The sequence below is a fragment of the Enterobacter sp. 302C9 genome, assembly GCF_034106085.1.
Classification (GTDB): domain Bacteria; phylum Pseudomonadota; class Gammaproteobacteria; order Enterobacterales; family Enterobacteriaceae; genus Enterobacter; species Enterobacter asburiae_B.
The window spans coordinates 217,292-243,157 of record NZ_JAWNBW010000004.1 but is presented as its reverse complement, the minus strand read 5'-3'; the positions used below and the strand labels follow the sequence as shown (position 1 = coordinate 243,157).

The 25,866-nt window shown below is 56.1% G+C and carries 24 protein-coding genes, 1 tRNA gene and 1 pseudogene; 6 read left to right on the top strand and 20 right to left on the bottom strand.

The features are described from left to right. The first annotated feature begins 48 nt into the window (after window positions 1-48). Window positions 49-1,053, top strand: a complete 1,005-nt coding sequence (gene flk / locus UR289_RS10980) for a flagella biosynthesis regulator Flk (protein WP_029740201.1) — start codon at window positions 49-51, stop codon at window positions 1,051-1,053. Between the two features lie 90 nt (window positions 1,054-1,143). On the opposite strand, the gene UR289_RS10975 is transcribed toward flk, so the two are convergent. Beyond that, a complete protein-coding gene (locus tag UR289_RS10975; RefSeq protein WP_087823064.1) occupies window positions 1,144-2,322 on the bottom strand; it encodes an MFS transporter in 1,179 nt (392 codons plus the stop codon). Window positions 2,323-2,530: 208 nt separating this feature from the next. Continuing rightward, window positions 2,531-3,748: a beta-ketoacyl-ACP synthase I gene (gene fabB, locus UR289_RS10970; protein WP_023312571.1), complete on the bottom strand. Its 1,218-nt coding sequence runs from the start codon at window positions 3,746-3,748 to the stop codon at window positions 2,531-2,533. Between the two features lie 158 nt (window positions 3,749-3,906). Here fabB and mnmC point away from each other — a divergent pair, with 158 nt between their 5' ends. Continuing rightward, window positions 3,907-5,904 carry a bifunctional tRNA (5-methylaminomethyl-2-thiouridine)(34)-methyltransferase MnmD/FAD-dependent 5-carboxymethylaminomethyl-2-thiouridine(34) oxidoreductase MnmC gene (gene mnmC, locus UR289_RS10965; protein ID WP_320710090.1) on the top strand — a complete coding sequence of 666 codons (1,998 nt, stop codon included), beginning with the start codon at window positions 3,907-3,909 and terminating at the stop codon, window positions 5,902-5,904. 58 nt (window positions 5,905-5,962) lie between these two features. On the opposite strand, the gene UR289_RS10960 is transcribed toward mnmC, so the two are convergent. The 6 genes from UR289_RS10960 to prmB are packed head-to-tail and all read right to left on the bottom strand — an operon-like array spanning window position 5,963 to window position 10,514. Beyond that, entirely contained in the window at window positions 5,963-6,241 is a 279-nt protein-coding gene (locus UR289_RS10960; protein WP_023312573.1) for a YfcL family protein, read from the bottom strand. Window positions 6,242-6,254: 13 nt separating this feature from the next. Then, window positions 6,255-6,800, bottom strand: a complete 546-nt coding sequence (locus tag UR289_RS10955; RefSeq protein WP_033146101.1) for an elongation factor P hydroxylase — start codon at window positions 6,798-6,800, stop codon at window positions 6,255-6,257. Then, entirely contained in the window at window positions 6,800-7,609 is an 810-nt protein-coding gene (locus UR289_RS10950) for a sulfite exporter TauE/SafE family protein (RefSeq protein WP_045354340.1), read from the bottom strand. The genes UR289_RS10955 and UR289_RS10950 overlap by 1 nt, the downstream gene beginning before the upstream one ends. Further along, window positions 7,609-8,433 carry a penicillin-insensitive murein endopeptidase gene (gene mepA / locus UR289_RS10945; RefSeq protein WP_047647178.1) on the bottom strand — a complete coding sequence of 275 codons (825 nt, stop codon included), beginning with the start codon at window positions 8,431-8,433 and terminating at the stop codon, window positions 7,609-7,611. The genes UR289_RS10950 and mepA overlap by 1 nt, the downstream gene beginning before the upstream one ends. Window positions 8,434-8,435: 2 nt before the next feature. Continuing rightward, window positions 8,436-9,521: a chorismate synthase gene (gene aroC / locus UR289_RS10940; protein WP_029742149.1), complete on the bottom strand. Its 1,086-nt coding sequence runs from the start codon at window positions 9,519-9,521 to the stop codon at window positions 8,436-8,438. Window positions 9,522-9,581: 60 nt separating this feature from the next. Then, entirely contained in the window at window positions 9,582-10,514 is a 933-nt protein-coding gene (gene prmB, locus UR289_RS10935; RefSeq protein ID WP_008502612.1) for a 50S ribosomal protein L3 N(5)-glutamine methyltransferase, read from the bottom strand. A gap of 145 nt (window positions 10,515-10,659) precedes the next feature. On the opposite strand from prmB, the gene smrB reads away from it, so the two are divergent. Continuing rightward, a complete protein-coding gene (gene smrB / locus UR289_RS10930) occupies window positions 10,660-11,211 on the top strand; it encodes an endonuclease SmrB (protein ID WP_033146105.1) in 552 nt (183 codons plus the stop codon). A 46-nt stretch (window positions 11,212-11,257) separates the two neighbouring features. Here the strand turns inward: smrB and sixA are convergent, their stop codons facing one another. The 4 genes from sixA to UR289_RS10910 all read right to left on the bottom strand — a co-directional run bounded on the left by sixA (window position 11,258) and on the right by UR289_RS10910 (window position 15,933). Then, window positions 11,258-11,743, bottom strand: coding sequence for a phosphohistidine phosphatase SixA (sixA, locus tag UR289_RS10925; protein ID WP_032659231.1), 486 nt, complete (start codon window positions 11,741-11,743; stop codon window positions 11,258-11,260). Window positions 11,744-11,952: 209 nt separating this feature from the next. Continuing rightward, window positions 11,953-14,100 carry a fatty acid oxidation complex subunit alpha FadJ gene (gene fadJ / locus UR289_RS10920; RefSeq protein WP_320710086.1) on the bottom strand — a complete coding sequence of 716 codons (2,148 nt, stop codon included), beginning with the start codon at window positions 14,098-14,100 and terminating at the stop codon, window positions 11,953-11,955. Continuing rightward, entirely contained in the window at window positions 14,100-15,410 is a 1,311-nt protein-coding gene (gene fadI, locus UR289_RS10915) for an acetyl-CoA C-acyltransferase FadI (RefSeq protein WP_320710084.1), read from the bottom strand. Before fadI ends, fadJ begins: the two co-directional genes overlap by 1 nt. Before the next feature lie 238 nt (window positions 15,411-15,648). Then, window positions 15,649-15,933: a YfcZ/YiiS family protein gene (locus UR289_RS10910; RefSeq protein ID WP_024907659.1), complete on the bottom strand. Its 285-nt coding sequence runs from the start codon at window positions 15,931-15,933 to the stop codon at window positions 15,649-15,651. Between the two features lie 372 nt (window positions 15,934-16,305). Here UR289_RS10910 and fadL point away from each other — a divergent pair, with 372 nt between their 5' ends. Further along, entirely contained in the window at window positions 16,306-17,589 is a 1,284-nt protein-coding gene (gene fadL, locus UR289_RS10905) for a long-chain fatty acid transporter FadL (RefSeq protein WP_064672903.1), read from the top strand. A gap of 44 nt (window positions 17,590-17,633) precedes the next feature. Here fadL and mlaA read toward each other — a convergent pair whose 3' ends face one another. Further along, the gene (mlaA, locus tag UR289_RS10900; protein WP_023312585.1) at window positions 17,634-18,386 is read right to left on the bottom strand and encodes a phospholipid-binding lipoprotein MlaA; all 753 of its coding nucleotides are present in this window, start codon (window positions 18,384-18,386) and stop codon (window positions 17,634-17,636) included. Window positions 18,387-18,701: 315 nt separating this feature from the next. Here mlaA and UR289_RS10895 point away from each other — a divergent pair, with 315 nt between their 5' ends. Continuing rightward, a complete protein-coding gene (locus UR289_RS10895; RefSeq protein ID WP_246946502.1) occupies window positions 18,702-19,631 on the top strand; it encodes a formate/nitrite transporter family protein in 930 nt (309 codons plus the stop codon). 75 nt (window positions 19,632-19,706) lie between these two features. Further along, a tRNA-Arg gene (locus UR289_RS10890) sits at window positions 19,707-19,778 on the top strand. Between the two features lie 49 nt (window positions 19,779-19,827). On the opposite strand, the gene UR289_RS10885 is transcribed toward UR289_RS10890, so the two are convergent. The 7 genes and pseudogenes from UR289_RS10885 to UR289_RS10855 all read right to left on the bottom strand — a co-directional run. Continuing rightward, window positions 19,828-21,159 (bottom strand): VasL domain-containing protein, encoded by a 1,332-nt coding sequence (locus tag UR289_RS10885; RefSeq protein ID WP_320710082.1) that lies wholly within the window; start codon window positions 21,157-21,159, stop codon window positions 19,828-19,830. Window positions 21,160-21,262: 103 nt separating this feature from the next. Then, window positions 21,263-21,733: a hypothetical protein gene (locus UR289_RS10880; protein ID WP_320710081.1), complete on the bottom strand. Its 471-nt coding sequence runs from the start codon at window positions 21,731-21,733 to the stop codon at window positions 21,263-21,265. A gap of 14 nt (window positions 21,734-21,747) precedes the next feature. Then, window positions 21,748-22,203 (bottom strand): type VI secretion system baseplate subunit TssE, encoded by a 456-nt coding sequence (tssE, locus tag UR289_RS10875; protein WP_126329846.1) that lies wholly within the window; start codon window positions 22,201-22,203, stop codon window positions 21,748-21,750. Next, window positions 22,203-22,748 (bottom strand): type VI secretion system lipoprotein TssJ, encoded by a 546-nt coding sequence (gene tssJ, locus UR289_RS10870; RefSeq protein WP_320710079.1) that lies wholly within the window; start codon window positions 22,746-22,748, stop codon window positions 22,203-22,205. The genes tssE and tssJ overlap by 1 nt, the downstream gene beginning before the upstream one ends. Continuing rightward, entirely contained in the window at window positions 22,726-23,811 is a 1,086-nt protein-coding gene (gene tssG / locus UR289_RS10865) for a type VI secretion system baseplate subunit TssG (protein WP_320710077.1), read from the bottom strand. The genes tssJ and tssG overlap by 23 nt, the downstream gene beginning before the upstream one ends. Continuing rightward, window positions 23,775-25,529: a type VI secretion system baseplate subunit TssF gene (tssF, locus tag UR289_RS10860; protein WP_320710075.1), complete on the bottom strand. Its 1,755-nt coding sequence runs from the start codon at window positions 25,527-25,529 to the stop codon at window positions 23,775-23,777. Before tssF ends, tssG begins: the two co-directional genes overlap by 37 nt. Window positions 25,530-25,592: 63 nt before the next feature. Next, window positions 25,593-25,865: pseudogene (locus tag UR289_RS10855) on the bottom strand (PAAR domain-containing protein); the annotation flags it as partial. Between the last annotated feature and the right edge of the window lies 1 nt (window position 25,866).

Here is a 25,866-nt window from a genome sequence, read left to right as displayed (position 1 = left end):
TATGTATGCCTGGTTTACGCTGAGTTTTGACTTTAAGGATTTTTGACGATGCAGCCCATTTCAGGTACGCCGCCACGCCCTCCGGGTGAAGGCCCCGTCACGCCAAACGTTGCCGGTGAACAACCGCTATCCACGCAACAGCGCACCGTGCTGGAGCGACTGATCACGCGCCTGATTGCGCTGACTTCACAGCAAAACGCGGAAGTCTGGGCCGGGGTAAAGCATGATTTAGGCGTGAGGAACGACGCACCGCTGCAGTCGCGCCATTTCCCTGCGGCCGAGCAAAACCTGAACCAGCGTATTAATACCGCGCAGCAGAACCACACCACGCGCCAGATTGTCGCTCAGCTGACAGAGCTGCTGGGCCAGGGTAATAACCGGCAGGCGGTGAGCGATTTTATTCGCCAGCAGTATGGTCAGACCGCGCTGGGCCAGCTGACGCCCGACCAGCTCAAAACCGTGCTGACCCTGCTGCAGAACAACGAGCTGTCTATCCCGCAGCCTCAGGTGCGCCCGGCGACCGAGCGTCCGCTGCTGCCTGCCGAGCACAACACGCTCAAGCAGATGGTGACGAAGCTGGCTGCGGCCACCGGCGAACCGACGAAGCTTATCTGGCAATCCATGCTGGAGCTGTCCGGCGTGAAGGCGGGTGAGCTGATCCCGGCCAAACAGTTTACGCATCTGGTGACCTGGCTCCAGGCGCGCCAGACGCTCAGCACCCAGAATGCCCCTACCCTGCATACCGTCCAGGCGGCACTGAAGCAGCCGCTTGAGCCGCACGAGTTTGAAGTCATCCGGGATTACGCCCAGCAAAACTGGCAGGCCACGCCGCAAACGGTTCTGACCACCGCGCAGGTGCAGGATCTGCTCAATCAAATCTTCGTTCGCCGCGCCGAGCGCGAAGGCGGCGTGCCGGAGGTGAGAAACATTCAGCCGATCTACAGCCCGCTGTTTGCGCCGGTCGTCGAGACGTTCAGAACGCTCTCTGCGCGTCCGGGGTTGATGTTTATTGCGCTACTGATTGCGCTGGCGATTTTCTGGCTGGTTGCCTGATATTTTGCCCGGTGGCGCTGCGCTTACCGGGCCTAAAGCGGCTCGAACCGTAGGCCGGGTAAGGCACAGCCGCCACCCGGCAATAACGGCTCAAGTCCTGCGAAACGCCACCAGCGTCACCACGATCCCCACCACTGCGGAAACCGCACCGGCCAGAAAGACGGACGGATAACCAAACGAGGTGGCTAACACCCCGGCCAGCGGTCCGGTTACCCCGTATGAGATATCCTGAAAGGCCGCATAGCCGCCCAGCGCCGTACCGCGCACCTGCGGGGCCACGCGCTTCACCACTTCAACGCCCAGCGCCGGGAAGATCAGTGAACAGCCGCACCCAGTCAGCGCCGCACCAAGCAGCGCAACGGATGCAACGGGTGCATTCCACAGCAGCAGCAGACCGATGGTTTCAATCACCAGCGACGCCACCGCTACCTTCACGCCGCCAAAGCGATCCGGCATCCAGCCGAAGAAAACGCGCATCAGCACAAACGCGCCGCCAAACGCGGTGAGCGTAAAACCGGCCATCGCCCAGCCGCGGCTCATAAAATAGAGCGAGACGAAGGTACCGATCACCGCAAAACCCACGCCCTGCAGCGCCAGGCCAAGACCCGGCTGCCAGATCTGGCCGACCACGCTCCACAGGGAAGGACGCTCGCCTTTGTGCGCAGGCACCTTACGCACCGAGCCGTTAAACGCCCACGCCAGCAGGGGTAAAGCCATGGTGGTGGCAGCCAGCGCCGCAAACCCAAACTGGCTATTGATCAGCAGCCCAAGCGGTGCGCCTGCGGCCAGCGCGCCATAGATGGCCATGCCGTTCCAGGACATCACCTTGCCGGAGCGTGCCGGCCCCACCAGACCCATTCCCCAGGTCAGGGTGCCGGTCAGCAGCTGGCTTTCACCAAAGCCCAGGATTAAGCGGCCCAGCACCAGCAGCGCAAACTTATACGCGGCGTCTACCGGCAGGAGAGAAGCCAGCAGCCATGCGCCGCCCGCCAGCCCACAGGCAAACATCCCCTGTAGCGCCGAGCGTTTTGCACCGTGCTGATCCGCCAGCCGTCCGGCGTAACCGCGGGTCAATACCGTGGCTAAAAACTGAATGCCCACGGCAATGCCGACCATGGTGTTGCCATAGCCCAGCTCCTGATGAACGAACAGCGGGATCACCGGCAGCGGCAGGCCGACGGTCATATAGGTCAGAAATACCGCGAAAGCGATACGGAACAGCGAGACGTTCGCTGAAGGGGTTGTTTCTGTTTGAGTTACTGCAGTCATGCTTTACTCCGAAATGAAGAGTAAGGCGGGGAAATGCCACGCCCCCTCTACCTGATTATCAGGATTAAGGTGCGTTGGTTGACGTTAAACGCTTACGCATTATCGTGAGGATAATGTTGAGGGGTGAAGTTTGCCTGTGAGATCAGCCGCTTGTCAATGCATAAAAAAAGGGAGCCTTATGGCTCCCTTCCGGAATCAAACGTAAAACTTATGCTTTCAGCTTACGCATAACCAGCGTGGCGTTGGTGCCACCGAAGCCGAAGCTGTTTGACATGACGGTGGTCAGCGTCGCGTCCATTGGTTTGGTCACGATGTTCAGGCCAGCAGCCTGCTCGTCCATCTCATCGATGTTGATGCTCGGCGCGATAAAGCCGTTTTCCAGCATCAGCAGAGAGTAGATCGCTTCCTGCACGCCAGCCGCACCCAGAGAGTGACCGGTCATGGCTTTGGTCGCAGAGATTGCCGGGCTGTTGTCGCCGAAGACTTCACGGATCGCACCCAGCTCTTTCACGTCGCCTACCGGAGTAGAGGTACCGTGGGAGTTCAGGTAGTCGATTGGGGTGTCAACGCCGTGCATCGCCATCTTCATGCAGCGCACCGCGCCTTCGCCGGATGGCGCAACCATGTCGGCGCCGTCAGACGTTGCACCGTAGCCCACGATTTCAGCGTAGATGTGCGCGCCACGTGCCAGGGCATGCTCCAGCTCTTCAACCACAACCATACCGCCGCCGCCCGCGATAACGAAACCGTCACGGTGCGCATCATAGGTACGGGAGGCTTTATCCGGGGTTTCATTGTACTTGGTGGACAGTGCGCCCATCGCGTCGAATTCACAGGCCATTTCCCAGCCCAGCTCTTCGCCGCCGCCAGCAAATACGATGTCCTGTTTACCCAGCTGGATCTGCTCAACAGCATTACCGATACAGTGTGCGGAAGTCGCACACGCGGAGCTGATGGAGTAGTTCACACCGTGGATTTTGAATGGGGTCGCCAGGCACGCGGAAACCGCAGAACCCATGGCTTTGGTGACCACGTACGGACCTACAGCTTTCAGACCACGCGGGCTACGCATTGCGTCAGCGCCGAATACCTGCGCTTTTGATGAGCCGCCAGAACCGGCGATCAGACCCACGCGCGGGTTGTTCTGATAAACCTCTTCGCTCAGGCCGGAATCTTTGATCGCTTCCTGCATGGAGAGATAAGCATAAATAGAGGCATCGTTCATGAAACGAACCACTTTGCGGTCAATCAAACCGGTGGTGTCCAGTTTGACGTTACCCCATACGTGGCTACGCATACCTGAATCTTTAAACTCTTCAGAGAAAGTGATCCCGGAGCGTCCTTCACGCAGAGATGCCAGGACTTCCTGCTGGTTATTACCGATGCTGGAAACAATGCCCAGGCCAGTAATCACTGCACGTTTCATTCAATACCTCTGTAAGTCGCACTATAGTAAGTTTCGAGTCGCACAATAGCGTACACTTGTACGCCGAACAAGTCCGATCAGACATTTTCTGCGGAAATTTGCACCGATGGACTCACATCGTTAAGATCGTGCCACTGCCTGTCAGACGAGTAACTTACGTGAAACAAAACGCTATACAACCCGCCAACCTCGAATTCAACGCTGAGGGTACACCTGTTTCCCGAGATTTTGATGACGTCTATTTTTCTAATGATAACGGACTCGAAGAAACTCGCTATGTTTTCCTCGACGGAAACCAGCTCAGCACCCGCTTCCCGGAGCATCCGCGGAGCCTGTTTGTGGTCGCGGAAAGCGGATTCGGTACCGGGCTCAATTTTCTGACCCTTTGGCAGGCGTTTGACCAGTTTCACGCTGCCCACCCTGAGGCTACGCTACAAAGATTACATTTCATCAGTTTCGAAAAATTCCCGCTCACCGCGCACGATCTGCGGCTCGCTCATCAGCGCTGGCCAGAGCTTGCAGCCTGGGCGGAGCAGCTTCAGGCGCAGTGGCCACCCCACATTGGCGGCTGTCACCGTCTGATTCTGGACGGCGGACGCGTGACGCTGGATTTATGGCTTGGCGACATCAATGACCTGACCGATACGCTCGATGATTCGATGAATCAGACGGTGGACGCCTGGTTCCTTGACGGCTTTGCCCCCGCCAAAAACCCGGACATGTGGAGCCAGCATCTGTTTAGCGCGATGGCGCGGCTGGCGCGCCCGGACGCAACGCTTGCCACCTTCACCTCGGCAGGCTTTGTCCGCCGCGGACTGCAGGAGGCGGGCTTTACCATGCAGAAAACCAAAGGTTTTGGCCGCAAGCGCGACATGCTGGTCGGCAGAATGGAGCAGACGCTGGACATCCCCGCAAGTGCCCCCTGGTTTGCACGCGGCGCCAGCGCATCCCGTGAGGTGGCGATAGTCGGCGGGGGGATCGCCAGCGCTCTGCTGTCTCTCGCGCTTCTCCACCGCGGCTGGCAGGTCACGCTCTACTGTGCTGACGACGCGCCAGCAAGCGGTGCGTCCGGCAACCGCCAGGGGGCGCTCTATCCGCTTTTAAGCGCGCACGACCCGGCCCTGTTCCGGTTTTTCCCGGCGGCATTTACCTTCGCTCGTCGCCTGTACGATATCCTGCCGGTGGCGTTTGACCATGACTGGTGCGGCGTGACGCAGCTCGGCTGGGATGAAAAGAGCCAGCAAAAAATCACGCAGATGCTGTCGCTGGGTCTGCCTGACGAGATTGCCCGTGCGGTAAGTGCGCAAGAGGTGGCAGAGACCGCTGGCGTGGAAACCGGGTGTGGGGGCATTCAGTATCCACTCGGCGGCTGGCTGTGCCCGGCTGAACTGACCGCGGCGGTCATTGCCCTGGTGCAGTCGCGCGGGCTGACGGCGCATTATGCTCACAAGGTTGAATCGTTGAGCCGGACAGAACGCTGGAATCTGCGTTTTGCCGATGGCAAAGAGGCGAGTCATGCCAGCGTTGTGCTGGCAAACGGGCATCACATCAGCCAGTTTATCCAGACAGAATCATTGCCGGTTTATCCGGTCGGCGGCCAGGTAAGCCATATTCCTTCCGCGCCCGAACTGAGCAAACTGCGTCAGGTGCTGTGCTATGACGGCTATCTGACGCCGCAAAATCCGTCTAACGGCCACCACTGCATCGGGGCCAGCTACCATCGTGGCGAAGCGGATATGCGCTACAGCGAAGCGGATCAGGCCCAGAACCGCCAGCGCCTGATTGACTGTTTCCCGGATGCGGCGTGGGCGAGAGAGGTTGACGTCAGCGAGGGTGACGCGCGCTGCGGCGTGCGCTGCGCCACTCGCGACCATTTGCCGATGGCGGGAAATGTGGCGGACTACGACGCGACGCTTGAGGCCTATCAGGATCTTGCTGAACGCAAGGAAACGGCGGTGACCTCGCCGGTGTATCCGGAGCTGTTTATGCTGGGTGGATTAGGGTCTCGCGGGCTCTGTTCCGCGCCGCTGCTGGCGGAAGTGTTAGCCGCGCAAATGAGCGGCGAGCCGATTCCGCTGGACAGGGTTACGCTTGCGGGGCTGAATCCGAATCGATTGTGGGTACGGAAACTGCTGAAGGGGAAGAAGGTTAAGTAGGGTGCGGTCTGGTGCCCTCACCCCGTCCCTCTCCCACAGGGAGAGGGAGGTGAAACACTTACTTCGCTTTCGCCTGCTGGAACAAAGTGTCCCACATGCCTAACACCAGAGACTGATCGCGCGGCGAGAGCTCTCCGGCCTGAATGGCTTTCTCCAGACTGCGGGCCACTTCGGCGTGAACGGCGTCGGCAGAGTGATCGTCCCCCGCTTCCAGCTCGGCTACCGCGAGCGTCAGGTGACCACGCAGATAACCGCTGGCGAACAGCTCATCATCACTGGCGTGTTCCACCATGTCATCAATTAACGCCAGAATGCGTGATTCAAATTCTGCGATCATCTTCTTTCCTCTGTTAAAGATCTTCCGGCCAAGGGAAGCATTCCGCCGTGATAACCGGCGTGTGGTAATAATTCTGTAAGGCCTCGATCAGGCGTGCCGGACGTTCCGGGATGCCTTTCTCAAGATATTCCATCACCTGCGCGTGAACGCGGCGCTGGAAGACGATACGGTCTGGCTCGAAGTCGCCTTCGAGGTTGTCACAGCTGACGTTGAACGGGAAACCCGCCGCGACGCAGAATAGCCATTCCAGCGCCTGCGGCTTCACTTCCACATCTTCAAACTGGCCCTGAGTGGCGGCATCACGTCCGTCCGGGCAGTACCAGTAACCGAAGTCCACCAGCTCGCGCCGCGCTTTACCCGCAATGCACCAGTGCGAAATCTCGTGCAAGCCGCTGGCATAAAAGCCGTGGGCAAAGACAATGCGGTTATACGGAACCTCCGCATCAGCAGGAAGATAGATCGGTTCGTCGTCGCCTTTAATCAGACGGGTATTAAAATCGTCGGCAAAACAGCCGTCGAAAATCTCAATCAGCTGTTCGTATTTATGCGTACTGTTCATTAGTGCATCCCCAACCAGGTGAGGATCTCCTGTCCATGGCTGTCATAAAGAAGTTTGGCGCTCATTACGGCCGAGACGATGACGATCATCGGGCGAATAAGTTTTTGCCCTTTGCTTAATACCAGACGCGAGCCCGCGCGCGCGCCCAGGAACTGCCCTGCCATCATCACAAATCCGGTTGCCCAGATAACCTTACCGCCGATGATAAACAGCAGCAGGCCGCCGACGTTTGAGGTCGCGTTGAGCACTTTGGCATGGGCGGTGGATTTGGCGAGGTTAAACCCGGCCAGCGTCACGAACGCCAGCGCATAAAATGAACCCGCCCCCGGCCCGAAGAAACCGTCGTAAAAACCCACGCTGCCCCCGGCAACCAGGGCAAACGGCAGGCCGTACAGGCGACGCTGGCGGTCTTCTTCACCGAGCTTTGGCATCAGCAGGAAGTAAAGCCCGATGCAGATGACCAGAATCGGCAGGATCTGGCGCAAAATATCGGACTGCACGTGCTGAACCAGCAGCGCGCCCGACGTGGAGCCGATAAAGGTCATCAGGATATTGAGCTTCTGATCGGCCAGGCTCACCACCTTACGGCGGATAAAATAGAGCGACGCCGAGAGCGAGCCGCCGCAGGCCTGAAGCTTATTGGTGGCAAGCGCCTGCGCCGGGCTCATGCCCGCCGCCAGCAGAGCGGGCACGGTTAACAACCCGCCGCCGCCCGCGAGCGCGTCGATAAAACCGGCCAGCATGGCCACAAAGAACAGCACCACCAGCAGCAGCGGTGACACCATAAACAGATCGACGAAATTATCCATTAAAGTACATGCTCATCCAGTAGCGCCTGGCAGGAAGGCGGCAACGGAGGCGGTGTCTTCTTCTCAGGCTTAGAGGTTCCAGGTTTTGCCGGCTCAAACCAGCTTTGCAGTTCCGCACCGCAGCCATCGCCTGGCGGAGGTAGCGGCTGATCTTCACATTCCAGGCTATTCGCCGGGCAGCGCAGACGAACGTGCATGTGCGCACGATGCTGGAACCACGGGCGCACTTTGCGCAGCCAGTCACGATCGGTTCCGGCATCCAGGCAGAGCTGCTGCTTGATGGCCGGGTTAACGAAAATCCGCGTGACGTCGTTATCTTCAGCCGCCAGCTTGATCATGCTGGAAACATCCCGCGTCCAGAGTGATGGCACAACGCGCTTACCGTCGCTCGCCACCAGATCGAGCGCCTGCGGTTTCAGCAGCTGGGCAGACGACCAGCGCGCTTTCGGCAACTGCAGGAAGATATCAACATCCAGTCCGGTCTGGTGGCTGGCGTGTCCACCGTTAAAACGCCCGCCGGCAGGCATCCCCATATCGCCAATCAGCATCGTGCCCAGCCCCAGGTTATGCACCTGATTGCCCAGACGCTGGATGAACAGCACCAGGTCCGGGTGGCCGAAATAACGACGCTGATCGGTGCGCATCACCTGATAGGTATCAGACTGGAGAGGAAGCTCCTGGGCACCGACGATACAGCCGTTGGAAAAGGCGCCAATGGACTGCGCGCTCCCCGCCACCGGGTGGGTGATTTTTTGCCATGGCGTCGCGGCCAGACTGGCTCCACTGGCAAGCAGCGCCAGCAGAGCAATTGCGGTTTTTTTCATGTTTACCAGCGTGGAATGGTGGTCGTCACATCCGCATTCTGCGCGCGCTGGCGCAGGAAGTGATCCATCAGCACGATCGCCAGCATCGCTTCTGCGATCGGCACCGCGCGGATCCCCACGCACGGATCGTGACGTCCTTTGGTGATCATCTCAACTTCTTCGCCATCGCGGTTAATCGTGTGGCCCGGCACGGTGATGCTGGAAGTTGGCTTCAGCGCGATGTTGGCAACAATCTGCTGCCCGCTGCTGATACCGCCCAGGATGCCGCCCGCATGGTTGCTCTGGAAGCCCGCTTTCGTAATCTCATCGCGGTTTTGGCTGCCGCGAAGCTGAACCACGTCAAAGCCGTCGCCAATCTCTACGCCCTTCACCGCGTTGATGCTCATCAGCGCGTGGGCAATGTCGGCGTCGAGACGGTCAAATACCGGCTCGCCCCAGCCAGCCGGGACGCCGTCGGCCACCACGGTCACTTTCGCGCCAATGGAGTCGCCCTCTTTTTTCAGGCCACGCATCAGTTCGTCCAGCGCCTCAAGCTTGTCGGCATCGGCGCAGAAGAACGGGTTTTGTTCAACCTGATCCCAGTCTTTGATCGCCAGCGGAATGTCGCCCATCTGGGTCAGACAGCCGCGGATAACGATGCCAAATTTCTGCTGCAGGTATTTCTTAGCAATCGCCCCTGCCGCCACGCGCATCGCGGTTTCACGCGCGGAAGAACGTCCGCCGCCGCGATAGTCGCGGAAGCCATACTTTTGTTCGTAGGTGTAGTCGGCGTGGCCCGGACGGAAGACGTCTTTGATGGCGCCGTAGTCCTGGGAGCGCTGATCGGTGTTTTCGATCAGCAAACCGATGCTGGTCCCGGTGGTGCGGCCTTCAAAGACGCCGGAGAGAATTTTGACCTGGTCCGGCTCGCGACGCTGCGTGGTGTAGCGAGAGGTGCCCGGGCGACGACGGTCGAGGTCGTGCTGTAAATCGGCTTCGGTCAGTTCGATGCCTGGCGGTACGCCATCAACGATACAGCCCAGCGCCAGCCCGTGTGACTCGCCAAAGGTGGTCACGCGGAATAACTGTCCAATACTGTTTCCTGCCATCACGGCTCCGATGTTGTTGTTTGTGTTTGAGCGTTGTGAAACGGGCCGAAGCCCGCTGGATTAATCTTTATAGATGCTGAAGTGTTCGCGCGCGTCGAGCAGCTGCGCTTTGGTCAGCATAAAGACGCCGTCACCGCCGTTGTCGAACTCAAGCCAGGTGAACGGCACATCCGGGTACTGCTCTATCAGATGTACCATGCTGTTGCCCACTTCACAAATCAGAACGCCGTCGTCGGTCAGATAATCCGGCGCGCAGGCCAGAATGCGGCGGGTCAGCTTCAGGCCGTCAGAGCCTGACGCCAGACCCAGCTCCGGCTCGTGACGGTATTCGTTCGGCAGATCGGACATGTCTTCCGCATCGACGTACGGCGGGTTGGTAACGATCAGATCGTACTGCAGCGTCGGCAGATCGCGGAACAGGTCAGAGCGAATTGGCGTAACGTGATGGATGAGCCCATGCTCTTCGATGTTGTGCTCGGTCACGGCCAGCGCGTCGGTGGAGATATCGACGGCGTCTACTTCCGCTTCCGGGAAGGCGTACGCGCAGGCAATCGCGATGCAGCCGCTGCCGGTACACATATCGAGAATGTGCTGCGGCTGATGGCCGATCAGGCCTTCAAAGTGGTTGTTGATCAGCTCGCCAATCGGCGAGCGCGGCACCAGCACGCGTTCATCGACATAGAACTCGTGGCCGCAGAACCAGGCTTTGTTGGTCAGATAGGCGACCGGAATGCGCTCGTTCACGCGGCGGATCACGCGCTCAACGATGCGGTGTTTTTCGCTGGAAGTCAGGCGCGCGGTGCGCATGTCTTCCGGAATGTCCAGCGGCAGGTAGAGAGACGGCAGCACCAGCTGTACGGCTTCATCCCACGGGTTATCGGTACCGTGACCGTACCAGATATTGGCGGCGCTGAAGCGGCTAACCGACCAGCGCAACATGTCCTGTATGGTATGCAGCTCGTTTACTGCTTCATCGACAAAAATTTTATCCACTCTTTCCTCCAGGGCATGCTCGCATAATTTTCGGCGGCTAGTTTGCCATGAAGACGGCGATAAATCAGCAATGACGCGTCTCGCTTGAGGTTAAAAAATGCGTTTAGTCGGGTACACTGTCGGAAATACGAGATGAGAATGACGAATGAAAAAGAAAACATCGCTCAGCGAGGAGGATCAGGCGCTCTTCCGTCAGCTGATGACCGGGACGCGTAAAATCACGCAGGACACCATCGTCCATCGCCCGCTGCGTAAAAAAATCAGCGAAGTACCGGTCAAGCGTCTTCTGCAGGAGCAGGCCGATAACAGCCACTATTTTTCAGATGAATTTCAGCCGCTGCTCAATACGCAGGGGGCTGTGAAGTACGTACGCGAAGACGTCAGCCATTTTGAGCTGAAAAAATTACGCCGCGGGGATTATTCGCCGGAGCTGTTTCTCGATCTGCACGGTTTAACGCAGATGCAGGCGAAACAAGAGCTGGGGGCGTTGATCGCCGCCTGTCGCCGTGAACATGTTTTTTGCGCCTGCGTGATGCACGGCCACGGTAAACATATCCTCAAGCAACAAACGCCGCTGTGGCTGGCTCAACACCCACACGTAATGGCTTTTCATCAGGCACCGAAAGAGTACGGCGGAGATGCCGCGTTGCTGGTGTTGATTGAAGTGGAAGAGTGGCAGCCGCCAGAGTTGCCCTGACAGAATGGCGGGAAGCACATTGCACCCCGCCATATCGCACGTCACGTCAGATAGCTTTTGCCATCTTCAGGTTGCACGGACTCATTTGCCAGTTGAAGACACCTTTGCCCGTTTCGTCGAGAGAAACATTGGCAATGGCGGATGTCGTAAACATCGGCGGGGTCTCGCCCGGGCACAGCTCAGATACCAGATAGCCAACCAGTGGCAGGTGGGAAATGACCAGCGCGGAAGCGACACCTTCATTGCACAGCGCCTGAAGATAAGCGCTGACAAGGCCTACATCGCCACACGGGGTGAGTTCAGGCAGAACATCCACACTGGTCGGCAGGTTCATACACTCCCCTACCACATCCAGCGTCTGTTCTGCACGCAGGAACGGACTCACCAGAACGCGTTCGATGTCCACTTTTTGACCGTTAAGCCAGGTCGCCATCAGACGAGATTCGTCGCAGCCACAGACGGTCAAAGGACGTACTGAGTCACTGGCGGCATCGAGTGCCGCGTCGCCGTGACGCATGATAAAAACTTGCATATTGCACCGCTTTTGTTAACCAGAATCACCGGCGTTAACTACCCGCGATAAATACTATGAGGTAGAAAACCCGATGGCCGGGCATTGTGCCTGATCCATTCGGTGAATGAAACGCTGTTTTTTACCTCAATGGCGTAAGTATAGTCAATCTCTGTTTACAAAATCGCCAGAACAGGTCCATTCACTTCAGGATTTACCCTTCTTTGACCTCAGCTTACGAGGACAGTTTCCCTTGCAGGCCAAAATGTCTGGCCGCGTTCCGCCATCTGCAATAATTGGTCACACGGTGTAAACCGTGGACCATATTGCGAAGCCAGACGTTGCAGGATAGCAACCACTTCACCCGCGCCGAGCGTATCCATGTAACGGAACGGGCCGCCAAGGAACGGCGGGAAACCAATGCCAAATACCGCGCCGATGTCACCATCGCGTGCACTCTTGATCACCTGCTCATCAAAACAGCGCGCCGCTTCATTGAGCATCATCATCACGCACCGCTCAGCGCACTGAACGGCGGACAGTTTTCCCTGACCTGTGGTCAAAATGAGTCCATATACCGAAGGGTCGACCTGTTTCCTGCTTTTACGCCCTTTCGCGCCGTAAAGATAGAAACCGCGTTCATTTTTTCTGCCTTTGCGATCGTCCTTCAAAATCGCAGAAACAATATTTGCAGGTGGGCTAAAACGATCGCCATATGCAGCTTCCAGCACTGGTATAATTTTAGTGCCGGTGTCTATTCCCACCTCATCCAAAAGTTGGATTGGGCCAACGGGGAAACCAAACTTTACCAGCGCCTCGTCGACGTGCTCAATCTTCTCCCCTTCCGTCAGCAACCGCATTGCTTCATTAATGTAGGGAGCCAGAATGCGGTTGACGTAGAAGCCAGCTTTGTCCGCTACCACAATCGGGGTTTTGCCCTGTTTTTTCGCCAGCTTCACCACGGTGGCAACAGTTTGCGGACTGGTAGTCGCGTGCGGAATAACTTCCACCAGCGGCATTTTTTCAACCGGGCTAAAGAAGTGCAGCCCAATCACCTGCTCCGGGCGCGCGGCTTTCGCCGCGATATCGCCAATCGGTAATGACGACGTATTGGAGGCAAAAATGGTATGCGGGGCACAATGTTGCTCAACGTCTGCCACCATCTGCTGCTTAAGCGCCAGATCTTCAAACACGGCTTCAATCACCAGATCGCGGTGCGCAAAACCGCTGTAATCCGTCGTACCGGATATCATCGCCAGGGTTTTATCGCGCTCGCTTGCCTTGATATGGCGGCGCTTGACCTTTTGATCAAGGTTCTGCCAGCTGTACTGCAGCGCGTGGTTGATCCCCTTAGGATTAATGTCTTTGATTCGTACAGGCAATTTGCCTTTGCTGGCGGTAACAAAAGAGATTCCGCCACCCATGAGCCCCCCACCCAGTACGCCAATCGCACGCAGCGGCGCAGGCTGCGCCTCGCTGCCCGGATCTTTTTTCACGTCCGTGCTGGCGAAGAAGATGCTGCGCAGCGCCTGCGACTGCGGCGTCATCGCCAGTTCGCCAAAGGCTTTGGCCTCCGCGGCATAGCCGCTGCTGCTTCCCTGCGACAGCCCGGTCTCGATCACTTCGAGGATCCGCTTTGCCGCCGGGTAATTGCCTTTGGTTTTTTGTTCGGTCTTTTTGCCCACCATGTTGAACAGGAGCGTTCTTCCCAGCGGGCCGGCCAGCACGCGCTCACGTACCGGCAGAGGACGTTTTGCCTGACGCCCTTTCAGCGCAAGCTCAACGGCGGCCTCCAGCAAAATGGACTGCGGCACGACGTCATCGACCAGACCGGCTTTCAGCGCCTGACGGGCGCGCAGCTGTTTACCGGTTAATATCATCTCCAGCGCCGTGCTGACGCCGACCAGGCGCGGCAGCCGTTGCGTTCCGCCGGAGCCAGGCAGCAGGCCCAGCTGCACTTCCGGCAGACCCAGAATCGTTTTCGCATCGTCGGTGCAAATCCGGCTGTGACAGGCCAGCGCCAGCTCAAGCCCGCCGCCCAGACAGGCACCGTGGATCGCGGCAATGACCGGGATCGGCAGACCGTTGATCTCCGCCATCACCTGCTGGCCCTGACGCGCCAGCTCTTCGGCTTCCAGAGCGCTTTGCGCCCGGGCGATCATGTTGATATCCGCGCCGGCGATAAAGTTATCCGGCTTGGCAGAGATAAAGACCAGACCACGAATCGCTTTGTTGTCGCGGATCTGCTTTAGCATCGCGCGCACCTGAACACCAAATTCGGCCTTCAGGGTATTCATCTTTTCATCAGGCACATCAATAGTGATAACGGCCACGTTATCGAGGCGAACCGTCAGATTAAATGCAGATGGCATATCCATTATTCAGCCTCCACAACCATTGCTGCGCCAAGGCCACCCGCCGCACAGGCGGTAACGAGGCCAAACCCGCCGCCACGGCGACGGAGTTCATGTAAAGTTTGCGTGATCATCCTCGCCCCTGTGGCGGCAAATGGATGACCGTAGGCGATAGAGCCGCCCAGCACGTTGAATTTACTTTGATCCACTTCGCCTGTGGCATGGGCGCGGCCCAGCACATCGCGCGCGAAACGCTCGCTTGCCAGCAGCTGTACGTTTGCCAGGGTTTGCGCGGCAAACGCTTCATGCATATCAATCAGGGTTAAATCAGCCAGCGTCAGCCCCGCGCGCTCCAGCGCCAGCGGCGTGGACCACGCCGGACCTAACAGCATGTCCTGCCAGACATCAATGGCGGTGAAGGCATAGCTGCGTAAATAGCCCAGGGGAGTGATGCCCAGCTCCTTCGCGCGGGATTCGGTCATCAGGATCACGGCGGCGGCGCCATCCGTCAGCGGCGTACTGTTCGCCGCCGTCACCGAGCCGTGTTTGCGGTCAAACACCGGGCGCAGTTTGGCGTAATCCGCCAGCGTTGAGGTGCCGCGAATATTGTTATCTTCCACAAGCGGTTCACGGTAGGGGGGAATATAGGCGGTCATGACCTCGTCGGTCAGCTTGCCTTCCGACCAGGCTTTTGCCGCAAGCTGATGCGAGCGATGCGCCAGAGCATCCTGTTGTTCACGCGTAATGCCGTACGTTTTTGCCATCTGCTCGGCGGTATCGCCCATGCGCAGGCCGGTGGAGTATTCCGCGACGGCAGGTGGTACAGGCATGAGGTCGCGCAGGCGTAAACGCGAGAAGAGTTTGAGTTTCTGACCCGTCGTGCGGGCTTTATTGGCATCCACCAGGATGCGCGCCAGCTTTTTACTGACCCCAATTGGCAGCACCGAAGAGGAGTCCGCTCCACCCGCAATCCCGGCGCGAATCGTGCCCGCCATCAGGCTTTCGGCGACGTTAGCCACGGCCTGGAAGCTGGTTGCGCAGGCGCGGCTGACGCTGTAGGCATCGGTATGCACGTTCATCCCGGTACCGAGGACGATTTCACGCGCAATATTGGGGGCTTCAGGCATCTGCACGACCTGACCAAATACCAGCTGCTCGATGACCTCAGGCGGAATTTCGCTGCGAGCCAGCATCTCCCCCACTACCATTTTCCCCAGGTCGACGGCCGGTATGCCATGAAACGCCGTTGCCTGACGCGCAAATGGCGTGCGCAATCCACTGACTATGGCAATGCGATCGCCCTGACGGGTAATAAGCGGTAATGCCTGACTCATAACACTCCCCTGTAAAAAATTTTCGCAAACATAAAGTGGTCTGACCTGATAATAGTCTTAACCATTTTTTTACATTCAGCCAATCGGGGAAACGAAAAAGTGCGAGCTAAAACACAGAGAAGAAAAAGAAAATACCCCTAAGGAAAAAGCAAAACGGTAACCCATAGGTTACCGTTTTTAGTGTTTGCACCCTCTCCCGTGGGAGAGGGCTGGGGGGAAGGGCATCAGGCCGCAGAGATTAACGCAGGCCCAGCTGGAAAATCAGCGTTTCTGCTTCACAGGCAAAGACAAAGTCGATGTCCAGCTTCACGCCGCCTTCCACTTCGGTAAAGGTAGACTTGATTTCACACGGATCGGATTCAACGTCACGCGCACGCTTGCTCAGCGCGGTCAGGGTCTCTTCCGCTTCGGCACGGTTGGTGAATACACGGCTGTAAGAGGCGGTGCAATCGGTGTTGTCCATGATGGTCCCAACATCCATACAGCAGCAAACCGGGGTTTCATCAGCACTGCATTTACTCATAGCTCAATTTCCTCTGTATTCGCGCAGCGCGCGAGATAAACACGATGCTGCTATTTTACGCCCCGGCGCGGGCGCTCTCCAGCCGTTAATGGCGCAAAAGCGGATAAGTGACCAATATCACACTAAAAAATGATCTAAAACAAAAACCACCCTTTTGGGTGAGTCGCGATGGTCACAATTTTGCCAACCAGATCTCGTTTCACGAAACATGTTTGAAAATATTAATAAACAAACTTGCAACATTTCGGCTGGTCAGACCTATACTCTGGCCACTGGTCTGATTTGTCTGTCATACCTCAGACCCTACACTTCGCGCTCCTGTTACGGTATGTAACAATTATTGAATAAAAATAACTCAATGAGGTTATGGTCATGAGCCAGAAAACCCTGTTCAACAAGACTGCGCTGGCAGTCGCAGTGGCACTCGTCTCCACTTCCGCCTGGTCAGCGGGCTTTCAGTTAAACGAATTTTCTTCCTCTGGCCTTGGCCGTGCGTATTCCGGGGAAGGCGCTATCGCTGATGATGCGGGTAACGCGAGTCGTAACCCCGCGTTGATCATGATGTTCGATCGTCCGACTTTCTCTGCCGGTGCGGTTTATATCGATCCTGATGTCAACGTTTCGGGTAAGTCGCCTTACACGGGTGCGAGCCTTAAAGCGGACAATATTGCCCCAACAGCATGGATCCCAAACCTGCACTTCGTTGCGCCTATCAACGAACAGTTTGGCTGGGGTGCATCCGTAACGTCTAACTACGGCCTGGCTACCGAGTTCAATAACAACTACCCGGCTGGTGAATACGGCGGTAAAACAGACCTTACTACGCTGAACCTCAACCTGAGCGGTGCGTATCGCCTGAACGATAACTGGAGTTTTGGCCTGGGCTTTGATGCCGTCTACGCCGACGCCAAGATTGAACGTTATTCCGGGGAACAGACTGCTCGCCTGCCTAAAAACAGCAATAAAATTGCCAGTCTTGAAGGTGATGAGTGGGGCTATGGCTGGAACGCCGGTATCCTGTACGAGCTGGACAAAAACAACCGTTGGGGCCTGACCTATCGTTCCGAAGTGAAAATTGACTTCGACGGCGATTACAAGAGCGGCATCCTGACGCCTGTGAACAATCTGGTTCCAGGTGCGGGCACCACCATTCCTTGGGGAACGTCCAACCAGACCGTTCCAGGTTCACTGTCACTGCATTTGCCAGAAATGTGGGAAGTCTCCGGTTACAACCGCGTTGCGCCACAGTGGGCTATTCACTATAGCCTGGCCTATACCAGCTGGAGCCAGTTCCAGGAGCTGAAAGCGACCGGTACCAATGGTCAAACGCTGTTCTATAAGGACGAAAGCTTCCACGACGCCTATCGTATAGCGTTGGGTACCACCTACTACTACGATAAGAACTGGACTTTCCGCTCCGGTATCGCATTTGACGACAGCCCGGTTCCGGCAGATAAACGTTCCATTTCCATTCCGGATCAGGACCGCTTCTGGTTAAGTGCTGGCGCGACCTATGCGTTGAACGAGAATGCATCCATCGATGCGGGCGTATCTTATATGCACGGTCAGAAAGTGACGTTCAAGGAAGGTCCGTACGAGTTTACCTCTGAAGGTAAAGCCTGGCTGTTCGGTACGAACTTCAACTACGCGTTCTAATCGCGCTGGAATCAAAAAAGGTGAGCATTGCTCACCTTTTTTATTTACTCCGAATCGATATCTTTTAGTTCGTTTTCGATCGCCTTCGCGTTTGGATTCTCTTCCGGCTTCAGCTTGCCGCCGTTGGCAATAAAGTCATGATTCTGGAAGTACGCTTCACGCACCATAATGTACGGGTCAGAAGACTGGCGCAATAGACCATCGGAGTCGAGCAGTTGCGCGCGGGTTTCAATCCCTTCCACCGTCCATTTACCCACCGACAGCGGCCAGGTCAGCCACGACAGGACCGGATACAGCGTATCCACCATATCTCCGCCATCATCACGGAGGGTGAAACTACCGTAGAACGGTAAATGCACGTACGGACCATACCCGACTCCATAGTGTCCCATCGTGCTGCCGAAACGGTGTGGCTGTTCACGCTGCAGTTTCTGGTTAGCCATACCTGCAACATCAATAAAGCCACCCATACCCAGAATGGAGTTCAGGAAGAAGCGGGTAAAGTGGACCATCCCCTGATACGGGTCGCCCTGCAGGAAGTAGTTCACCATTACCGCAGGCTCTTCGAGGTTGCTGGTAAAGTTACTTAACCCGTTACGCGCAGGTTGTGGAACATAATCGCGCCATGCTACTGCCACCGGACGAACCACATACGGGTCCAGTACGTTGTAGTTGAAGCTATACATTGAGCGGTTAAATCCTTCGAGAGGATCGGAGCGTCCCGTTTGCTCACCGGAGCTGGCGCAGCCCACAAGCATCGTCGCGCCAAGCGCAAGCGCCGACAGCCGAAGTTTCATAAATATCTCCCTGTTCAGTATGGCTATCGTTGATTGCCATCCGTAACGGAGCCGTTGACGCTCCGTCTGTAAACGTGCAAGCGATTGTAACAGCACGTTTACCGATGTCTATGAGCACAATTACGGGCAGTAACCACCGTGACTCTGATCTCAGCATAGCCTGTCTTTTGGAATTCGTTTCGCTGGCAATTTTATAATGACTTTGAAAGAGATGTATCACCTTTGTTGTCATTGCCGCCAATTTAAGAGCATCCCCACAGGCATCCCGATAAAAGCCGCTACGCTTAACAGAAAGATCAACCTCCGGGAGCAGATATGAAAGATGTAGGCGAAGAAAAAATTGGCGAGAGCACTGAGGAGCTTGAAATTGAAAGCGAGGAGAAAGCGCGCGGCGAGAAGATAGAAATTGATGAAGATCGCCTCCCCTCCCGCGCAATGGCCATCCACGAGCATATACGCCAGGATGGTGAAAAAGAGATGGAGCGCGACGCGATGGCCCTCTTCTGGTCAGCCATTGCTGCCGGACTCTCAATGGGCGCATCTCTGCTTGCAAAAGGGATATTTCATGTGCAGCTGGAAGGCGTACCCGGTGGATTTTTACTGGAAAACCTCGGCTATACCTTCGGCTTTATTATTGTCATCATGGCCCGCCAGCAGCTGTTTACCGAGAACACGGTGACCGCCGTTCTGCCGGTGATGCAAAACCCCACACTCGGTAATTTCGGTTTATTGATGCGGCTCTGGAGCGTGGTTCTGCTGGGTAATATCATCGGCACGGGCATCGCGGCATGGGCGTTTGAATATATGCCGATCTTTGATGAACCCACCCGGGATGCGTTTGTGAAAATCGGCATGGACGTAATGAAAAACACGCCGGTCGAGATGTTCTCAAACGCCATCATCTCTGGCTGGATTATCGCCACGATGGTCTGGATGTTTCCTTCAGCGGGAAGCGCCAAAATTGTGGTGATCATATTGATGACCTGGCTGATTGCGCTGGCGGACACCACGCATATTGTGGTCGGTACCGTTGAAATCCTGTATCTGGTCTTTAACGGTACGCTTCACTGGAGCGATTTCTTCTGGCCGTTTGCCCTTCCGACGCTGGCGGGAAACATTTGCGGCGGAACGTTTATCTTCGCGCTGTTAAGCCATGCCCAAATTCGTAACGACATGTCGAACAAACGCAAAGCTGAGCTTAAGGCACGGGAAAAGGATGATAAATCGACAAAAAAATCGACCTGAATGGTGACTCTTTGAGCAGTCAGGCGGCGATGCGCTTAACGCAAAGTGTAAATAAGGCTATACTCGTGCCGCCTCGTCCCCTTAGTTAAATGGATATAACGAGCCCCTCCTAAGGGCTAGTTGCAGGTTCGATTCCTGCAGGGGACACTTTACCCTCCCGCTTTTTCCAGCACATTCGTCTGTCTACCGCCAGAATTCACTGAGCAGAAGAATCCTGTTTTATTTGAGCGTAACGCGTTGCCAGCTGTTTAAGACGCAACTCCAGTTGAGTCTTTTCTGCTACAGGAAGCGCATCTCCTGCTGGATGCTGTGACAGGCGCCTGAGTTGTTCTTCAGCCGGTATCGTCTGGTTAAATGACTGTATAGTCGAAAAAACTACCGATTTAAGCTCGCTTACCGTGATGTATTTTCCTTTTTGCTCATCCAAACTACTCAGCCGATGACTCAGTTGCTGAAGCGTCATCATTCCCTGATACCAGCTGTTCATTGCGTCGACAGGTAACGCTGCCGCGTTAAATTTTTGCTGCCACTGCATTGTGAGCGGTTTCGCCTCCTCCGGCCATAATGTCTGGAGCTGCTTCAACAGCTGAAGGCTGTAGGAAAGATTCCAGTCAGGAGGCAGTTTATCCAGGCGGGCAAGCTGCTGCTGCGTGTCTGTGATAAACGTGGACGGTAAAGTACCTCGCAGTGTTAACGCGTCTTGCTGCACAGGCGTGAGCACTTCAGGTAACGGAGCAAGAGAGGCAAAAGCCTGAGTCGCCAGGGGGTCGGGTCTGGACAAAGAAACCCATCCCCACGCCACAGCGATACAAACCACCAGCGTGGAACACATCCCGGTAATAAAGGGCTTCCACTGTCTGACAGGCACGGGGGCTGTCGTACGATCCTCCCCATTCGGCTGATTTTCCTGATGCACAACATATACCCATTTCACTTCTTCGATCGGTTCGGCTTTCTCCAGAGTCGATTCGCTATCGGGCTTCATGTTCACATTCAAATCGGACGTGTCATTACTGCTTTCCAGCCGTTCAGCACTTGAACGTATCAACGTTCGTAACGTATCGAACTGGCTAAGGTGTTTAAGCTCAAGGCGCTGGAGCACCGCGCTCAGGCTGGTAAGTAACGCTTCAGCACGATAAAGCTCACTAAGATGGCTGCTGTTGAATGGCAGCATACGCATGCGCTGCTGCAGGCGCTGGCTAAGGCCGCTAAGGATTTCCATACGAGCGTGTTGCGTCTTCGGCCATAAGATGTCCCACTGGTGGCTAATCAGGGCCTCCAGAATCGCCAGCCCTTCATTCAGGCCAGCTAATCCAGACAGGTGAGTACGAGCAAGGGTGTACCAGGCTGCTGTCTGCAACTCCACACCGTTCTGTTCAAACATTGAGAGACAGAGTCTTTGGACATATTGCCAGTTCACATCAGGGCGAGCAGGATGTGTAAGCTTACTGAGTTCGTCGCGGAGGGCGGCATAATCTGGCAGCGTACGCGGGTCGCCGCCGGTTTTTAACGTTATATGTGTGGTCATTCTGCAGGGCCTGCATATCCGTGTCGGTTAATTTCGTCAGTTGATGTGTAAGGCAGTTTTGCGTGTAGAAACGCAATGACGAATAAAGGAATGAATGTTATTGCTATGACAGCAGCGCTAAAATCAGATCGAAAAAAACACCTTCATCAAAGAGTTTTCCTGACTGAGGTGACCTATCAGGGGGAGTAAAGATCCAGTCATTTACGCTCCCCACCCGCATGAACAGGCGTCCTTGAGAAATCGCGCTGTACCCGGAAAAAAAAGTCACCTCGACACAGCCTGCAACTCCCTGTCCATACAGAAATATCGGCATAAACTTAACCGCCCGGTTACCATAACGCAGGACGATACAGGAAATATCAAAAGCCCCGCCCTCCACCAGCAGGTCCGGAACGTATACCGTCAGTGGCTCTGCATTCAGTCCGGTATCTGACAGCCAGGCGTCCATTTGCTCCTGAAGCTGAGCCATTCGCATGCGAAACTCTGCAATATCGGCCTGGCTCTTGCTAGCTGCGGGAACAGGTGAAGGTTGTCGCGCCTGCAACTTCTTCAGGAACTGTGATTTTACTGACATGGTGTTAACTGACCTTATATACGAAGTGTTGTGTCGAGATACTGTTGCTGCCTGAGATGCCGCAACAGGACCCGTCCTTCGGGCATAAACTCAGTCCCGTAGCGCACCAGGCCAATCCCTTTAAGTTCAGCGTCAATGGCATAGCGCAGCTCGCCGGGAATGTTCTGCTCAAGCAGAACAACGTCTATCTTTTTCAGGCGCGGTTCATACTTGAGCAGAACGGCAGACAATGTGCCCATGAGCTCATGGGCCGTTCCCGGCATGCCCTGCAGGATTTTCGTCATGTCGGGCAGCCCGTAATCAGGCAGATGCGCCAGCGTGCCGGCGCGACAGTTGAGAACGCGCTGCATGTTGTCCAGAACCGAAAGAATGACCTGATTTTCTTCACTGACCTGTTTAAGGTCGAGGCCACCGCTAAAATTTCCGGTTAGCATTTCATACAGCGAAGGCGTGTTATGTCCCTGGGGCATCAGTCGTCCTTAAGCGGTTGCAGCGTCAGATGGTTCTCGCCGGCTTCCAGAATGCGCGGTTTATCGGGATCCAGATCGCTGCGCTTGATAACCTGCTTCCAGGTGTCGTTGGTCATGTCCGGATGGCGGAACAGCCCTACCACCGCGACAAACTGCGCCTCTTCTTCCATCGGCATATCAAGGCTTGCATCCCCCCCCGGTTTTACCACGATATTACGACTGGCCAGCATGTCGTCTTTCAGAATGCTGACATCATCCTGAAGCAATTGCTGATAAACCGTCTTATCAAAGGTTTTGCGGTCTTTGAGCTGGTAAACCCTGACCACGACAGGCTCAGACAGCGAGTTATTTTCGCGAGAGTCGGTGTTCAGAGCTTCGCGCGCGGTGAAATCCAGATGCAGGATTTTAATTTTTTTATAGAACACAGAATTAAACGCCGATTTGGTACCGTCAGTAACGCTCTGCGTCACCCCGCAACCGGTCAGAATAAGCGCCGTGAGAGTCATCATCCAGCGCGCGGTTTTAGTTAAACTTGTACGTGACACGTCGGTTTCCTTGTTGTGGTTTCGCGGGCTCCAGCCCGCTGTAATAGCCCAGTTCTGTCGTAAAGGTTTCAGGAATGTCATCAGGATGGCTATCATCTTCTGCTCCCAGCACGCCGTTCATTCCCAGCCAGAAAGGGTTCTCACCCAGCGGAGGTACGGCCAGCAGTCGAACAGACGTCGTCAGGGTTATTCTGGCCTTAAACCGCCAGCCCAGATACACCCGCAGCATCACCAGGAAATCCATGTATAACTGGCCATCCGGTTTCCAGCCTTGCGCCTCATGTTCGTTGTCCGTCGCAAGCGCAATCAGCAGCTGGCTGCCGGCATCCATCGCTTCGTCACCCAGCGGCGTATTGCCATCAAGCAGAAAATCTTCGTCACCGTAAAAACCCAGCGGCCTGTCGATCTCTACAGGCCGCAGACAATACGGACTCACCTGCACCGTCGTATCGGGGGCAAGCAGGCTCACCAGTGCCTGCATCCCTTCCTGAGTTTTGCCCGGTTGTTGCAGAACTCCCAACAGGGCCAGAAAGCGCGACACTGGCGTGGCAATGTGATTTGCCGTGCCCGGTATTCCAAGCCCCACCAGACCCAATAACGACTGCGAAATGCTGTCGGTTCCGCCGGGCTCAAACGTGGCCGGATAGGAGTATTTACGCCAGACGCGGTAAAACTGCGTCAGGATGCGATGACTGAAAATATCCAGAAAGCCCTGCAGCGCCTCATGCCCTTCGCGACGCTGGGTGATGTCATCGAGATACGCCGTTGGTAATGGGGAATCGACCCCGTACATCCCCATAAAGGTCGTACGGATAACCGGCGGCTTGCTGTCATCCTCTTCATCATATTCGACAGCCTTCAGTTCACTGACCGGAAACCCCATTCCAGGGTGCGGTGCAAAGCGTACCGGGTCATCTGCGGGGTGGCTGGTCGATCCCATCAGCGGCCTGCCAGGATTGTTTTTCTCCAGCAGCTGACATAATCGATAGAAGTTAATGCGGTGAAGGTCGGCTTCCAGCCGCAGTGTCAGCCGGGAATGCGACGGTTGTGCTTCTCTTCCCATTCCAGGCGCTCTCCGGTTGGTTGCAGGATAATAATCAGGCGGTTAAACAGATAGATGTCGGTGTAGAGCGCGAAGAAGCGGCTTAGCATCTCGCCGAACAGGCAGATGTCGCCGCGCCCGGCAAAGCCGTAGCTGTCTAGCGTCACTTCAATCTGCACGCCGCGCACCAGGTATCCCTGCTCAAATCGCTCAGTTTCACTGTGCTTCACGTCGATGATGGCTTCCAGACGACGGCGGTTCATCTCGCTGTCGGTCCACTCGTACAGCGCGAGGGTACCGCGCAGCACATCGGCGTTATCCATCATCGACAGGAACCCGCTGCCGAGGTGACTCAGCACGCGCCAGTGGAAACGGTCTTGCGCAGGTGGATAACAGGGCAGTGTCGGCGCACACAGGTTACGCACGACGATGCTGGCCGACGTAGTTTTCATCACCGTATCGAGCACGGTACTTTGCAACGCCCGTCGCGGCAGCTGGCCGTTGGTACCGGTGAGCGTCAACGACAAGCTTTCATCTTCAGGAACGGTGTGATTATCAAATGCTTCGCCACCCAGAATAAGCCAGGTATTGTACAGCCCTGACGAACCTCGCCGCACCCGGGTGTGGTAGTAATATTCCGGGGCTTCATGGCGCATCATTCCGCCTTTGTGGCGAAAGCTTGAAAACGGTACGTAGGTATGCTGGCTCGATGACATCACCGAATCCACCGCATATATTTCGGTGTGACCATCCTGCACGCGCATCGGGCGCAGCATGTATTCGGTCTGCAGAGAGTTAAGCGTCAGCGGGTCAGATTCCAGCGGGAACAGGTTAATCACCGGCACGCAGTTCAGGCGCAGGTGTTTTTCGGTAAAGTTAAAGTCATGCTCCCAGCGTTCTGCCAGCACCACGTCGATTTCAAACCAGGGAAGCTCAGCCGGGAAGTTGACGCTCTCCAGTCCACGCAGGCCAGTGAACATGAATTTTTCGCGGAAGGTGAAGTACTCCAGCAACAGCTGATATCCGCTAAAGCTGCTGCTGCCCTTCGGCCACAGGTCATCGTCATCGCCAAATCCCAGCGCGGCGAAGTACCCGTCGAGCGGTCTTCTGTCCATTTCACCCGGCATCCGCAGCCACAGGCGAGCAACATTCATGGTGAAGGCTTCGTGCATGGCGCAGGCGAGAGGTGCGTCAGCATTGAAGTAGAACGGGATCTGGCTGAGATCGACACGGCTCCAGTCCGCCAGATGGCTGCAGCTAAAGCGCAGGTTGATGACCGAACGCCCGTCAGGGTCAGTAGACAGGCGAGCGTGTTCCAGCGACAGCGGCTGGAGAGTTATCTCTTTAGTTGTGGTGTACCGACAGCGCGTACCCTTTTCACCGATCGGCCGCGAGTTAATCTCGAAACCTTTGACAATACGCATCTGCTCTTTCATTTCTCGCCAGTCAGGGGTGAACTCCACCACCGACATCGACGGTATGGTGCGCAGGTAATGCGGCCACAATAGACTGACCAGCCCTTCGGTCAGTTCAGGAAGGTCATCATCAAGCTTCTCTCGAAGCCGCCCCATCAGGAAGGCAAAGCCTTCGAACAGGCGCTCGACGTAAGGATCGCGCGCGCCGGCTTTATCGAGATTGAGCATTGCTGCCTGCTCGGGGTGAGCACGGGCAAACTCTTCACCGGCTTCGAGCAGGTAGCGCATTTCAGCGTCATAATAACGCAGGGTTAAATCGTCCATAAGAACCTGAGTGTTGTGTGACCATCCGGCTAAGCGTGCCGGTGAAGAGTGAAGGCTTTAAGCTTCGTAGGTGCGTTCCCGATGGGAGGGTATTAACGTCGCCGCGCACGGGCATCCACTTTTACTGTGTAACGTGCCCGCAAACTTCCGACCATTCACTAAGTTTTGTGGAATAGCGCCAATAATTTTATAAGTGCCGGCATGTTTCCCACACGTCACACTGTCCTGTTCGCGTGTAACTGGGATCCCCTCAATCGTGTTAGTTGGATCGCCCTCGAGGATCTTCCCTCCACAGGTGGTTTTATCCCCCTGCACCAGATAGTAACCTTTCGCCATT

Coding starts and splice junctions, on each gene's coding strand:
- fadL (WP_064672903.1), top strand. CDS start 16,306: ATGAGCCAGAAAACCCTGTTCAACAAGACTGCGCTGGCAGTCGCAGTG.
- mlaA (WP_023312585.1), bottom strand. CDS start 18,386: ATGAAACTTCGGCTGTCGGCGCTTGCGCTTGGCGCGACGATGCTTGTG.
- UR289_RS10960 (WP_023312573.1), bottom strand. CDS start 6,241: ATGATCGCAGAATTTGAATCACGCATTCTGGCGTTAATTGATGACATG.
- aroC (WP_029742149.1), bottom strand. CDS start 9,521: ATGGCAGGAAACAGTATTGGACAGTTATTCCGCGTGACCACCTTTGGC.
- tssG (WP_320710077.1), bottom strand. CDS start 23,811: ATGGGAAGAGAAGCACAACCGTCGCATTCCCGGCTGACACTGCGGCTG.
- UR289_RS10885 (WP_320710082.1), bottom strand. CDS start 21,159: ATGACCACACATATAACGTTAAAAACCGGCGGCGACCCGCGTACGCTG.
- fabB (WP_023312571.1), bottom strand. CDS start 3,748: ATGAAACGTGCAGTGATTACTGGCCTGGGCATTGTTTCCAGCATCGGT.
- flk (WP_029740201.1), top strand. CDS start 49: ATGCAGCCCATTTCAGGTACGCCGCCACGCCCTCCGGGTGAAGGCCCC.
- UR289_RS10895 (WP_246946502.1), top strand. CDS start 18,702: ATGAAAGATGTAGGCGAAGAAAAAATTGGCGAGAGCACTGAGGAGCTT.
- UR289_RS10955 (WP_033146101.1), bottom strand. CDS start 6,800: ATGAACAGTACGCATAAATACGAACAGCTGATTGAGATTTTCGACGGC.
- tssE (WP_126329846.1), bottom strand. CDS start 22,203: ATGCCCCAGGGACATAACACGCCTTCGCTGTATGAAATGCTAACCGGA.
- mepA (WP_047647178.1), bottom strand. CDS start 8,433: ATGAAAAAAACCGCAATTGCTCTGCTGGCGCTGCTTGCCAGTGGAGCC.
- UR289_RS10910 (WP_024907659.1), bottom strand. CDS start 15,933: ATGAGTAAATGCAGTGCTGATGAAACCCCGGTTTGCTGCTGTATGGAT.
- UR289_RS10880 (WP_320710081.1), bottom strand. CDS start 21,733: ATGTCAGTAAAATCACAGTTCCTGAAGAAGTTGCAGGCGCGACAACCT.
- fadI (WP_320710084.1), bottom strand. CDS start 15,410: ATGAGTCAGGCATTACCGCTTATTACCCGTCAGGGCGATCGCATTGCC.
- tssF (WP_320710075.1), bottom strand. CDS start 25,529: ATGGACGATTTAACCCTGCGTTATTATGACGCTGAAATGCGCTACCTG.
- smrB (WP_033146105.1), top strand. CDS start 10,660: ATGAAAAAGAAAACATCGCTCAGCGAGGAGGATCAGGCGCTCTTCCGT.
- sixA (WP_032659231.1), bottom strand. CDS start 11,743: ATGCAAGTTTTTATCATGCGTCACGGCGACGCGGCACTCGATGCCGCC.
- UR289_RS10975 (WP_087823064.1), bottom strand. CDS start 2,322: ATGACTGCAGTAACTCAAACAGAAACAACCCCTTCAGCGAACGTCTCG.
- UR289_RS10950 (WP_045354340.1), bottom strand. CDS start 7,609: ATGGATAATTTCGTCGATCTGTTTATGGTGTCACCGCTGCTGCTGGTG.
- fadJ (WP_320710086.1), bottom strand. CDS start 14,100: ATGGATATGCCATCTGCATTTAATCTGACGGTTCGCCTCGATAACGTG.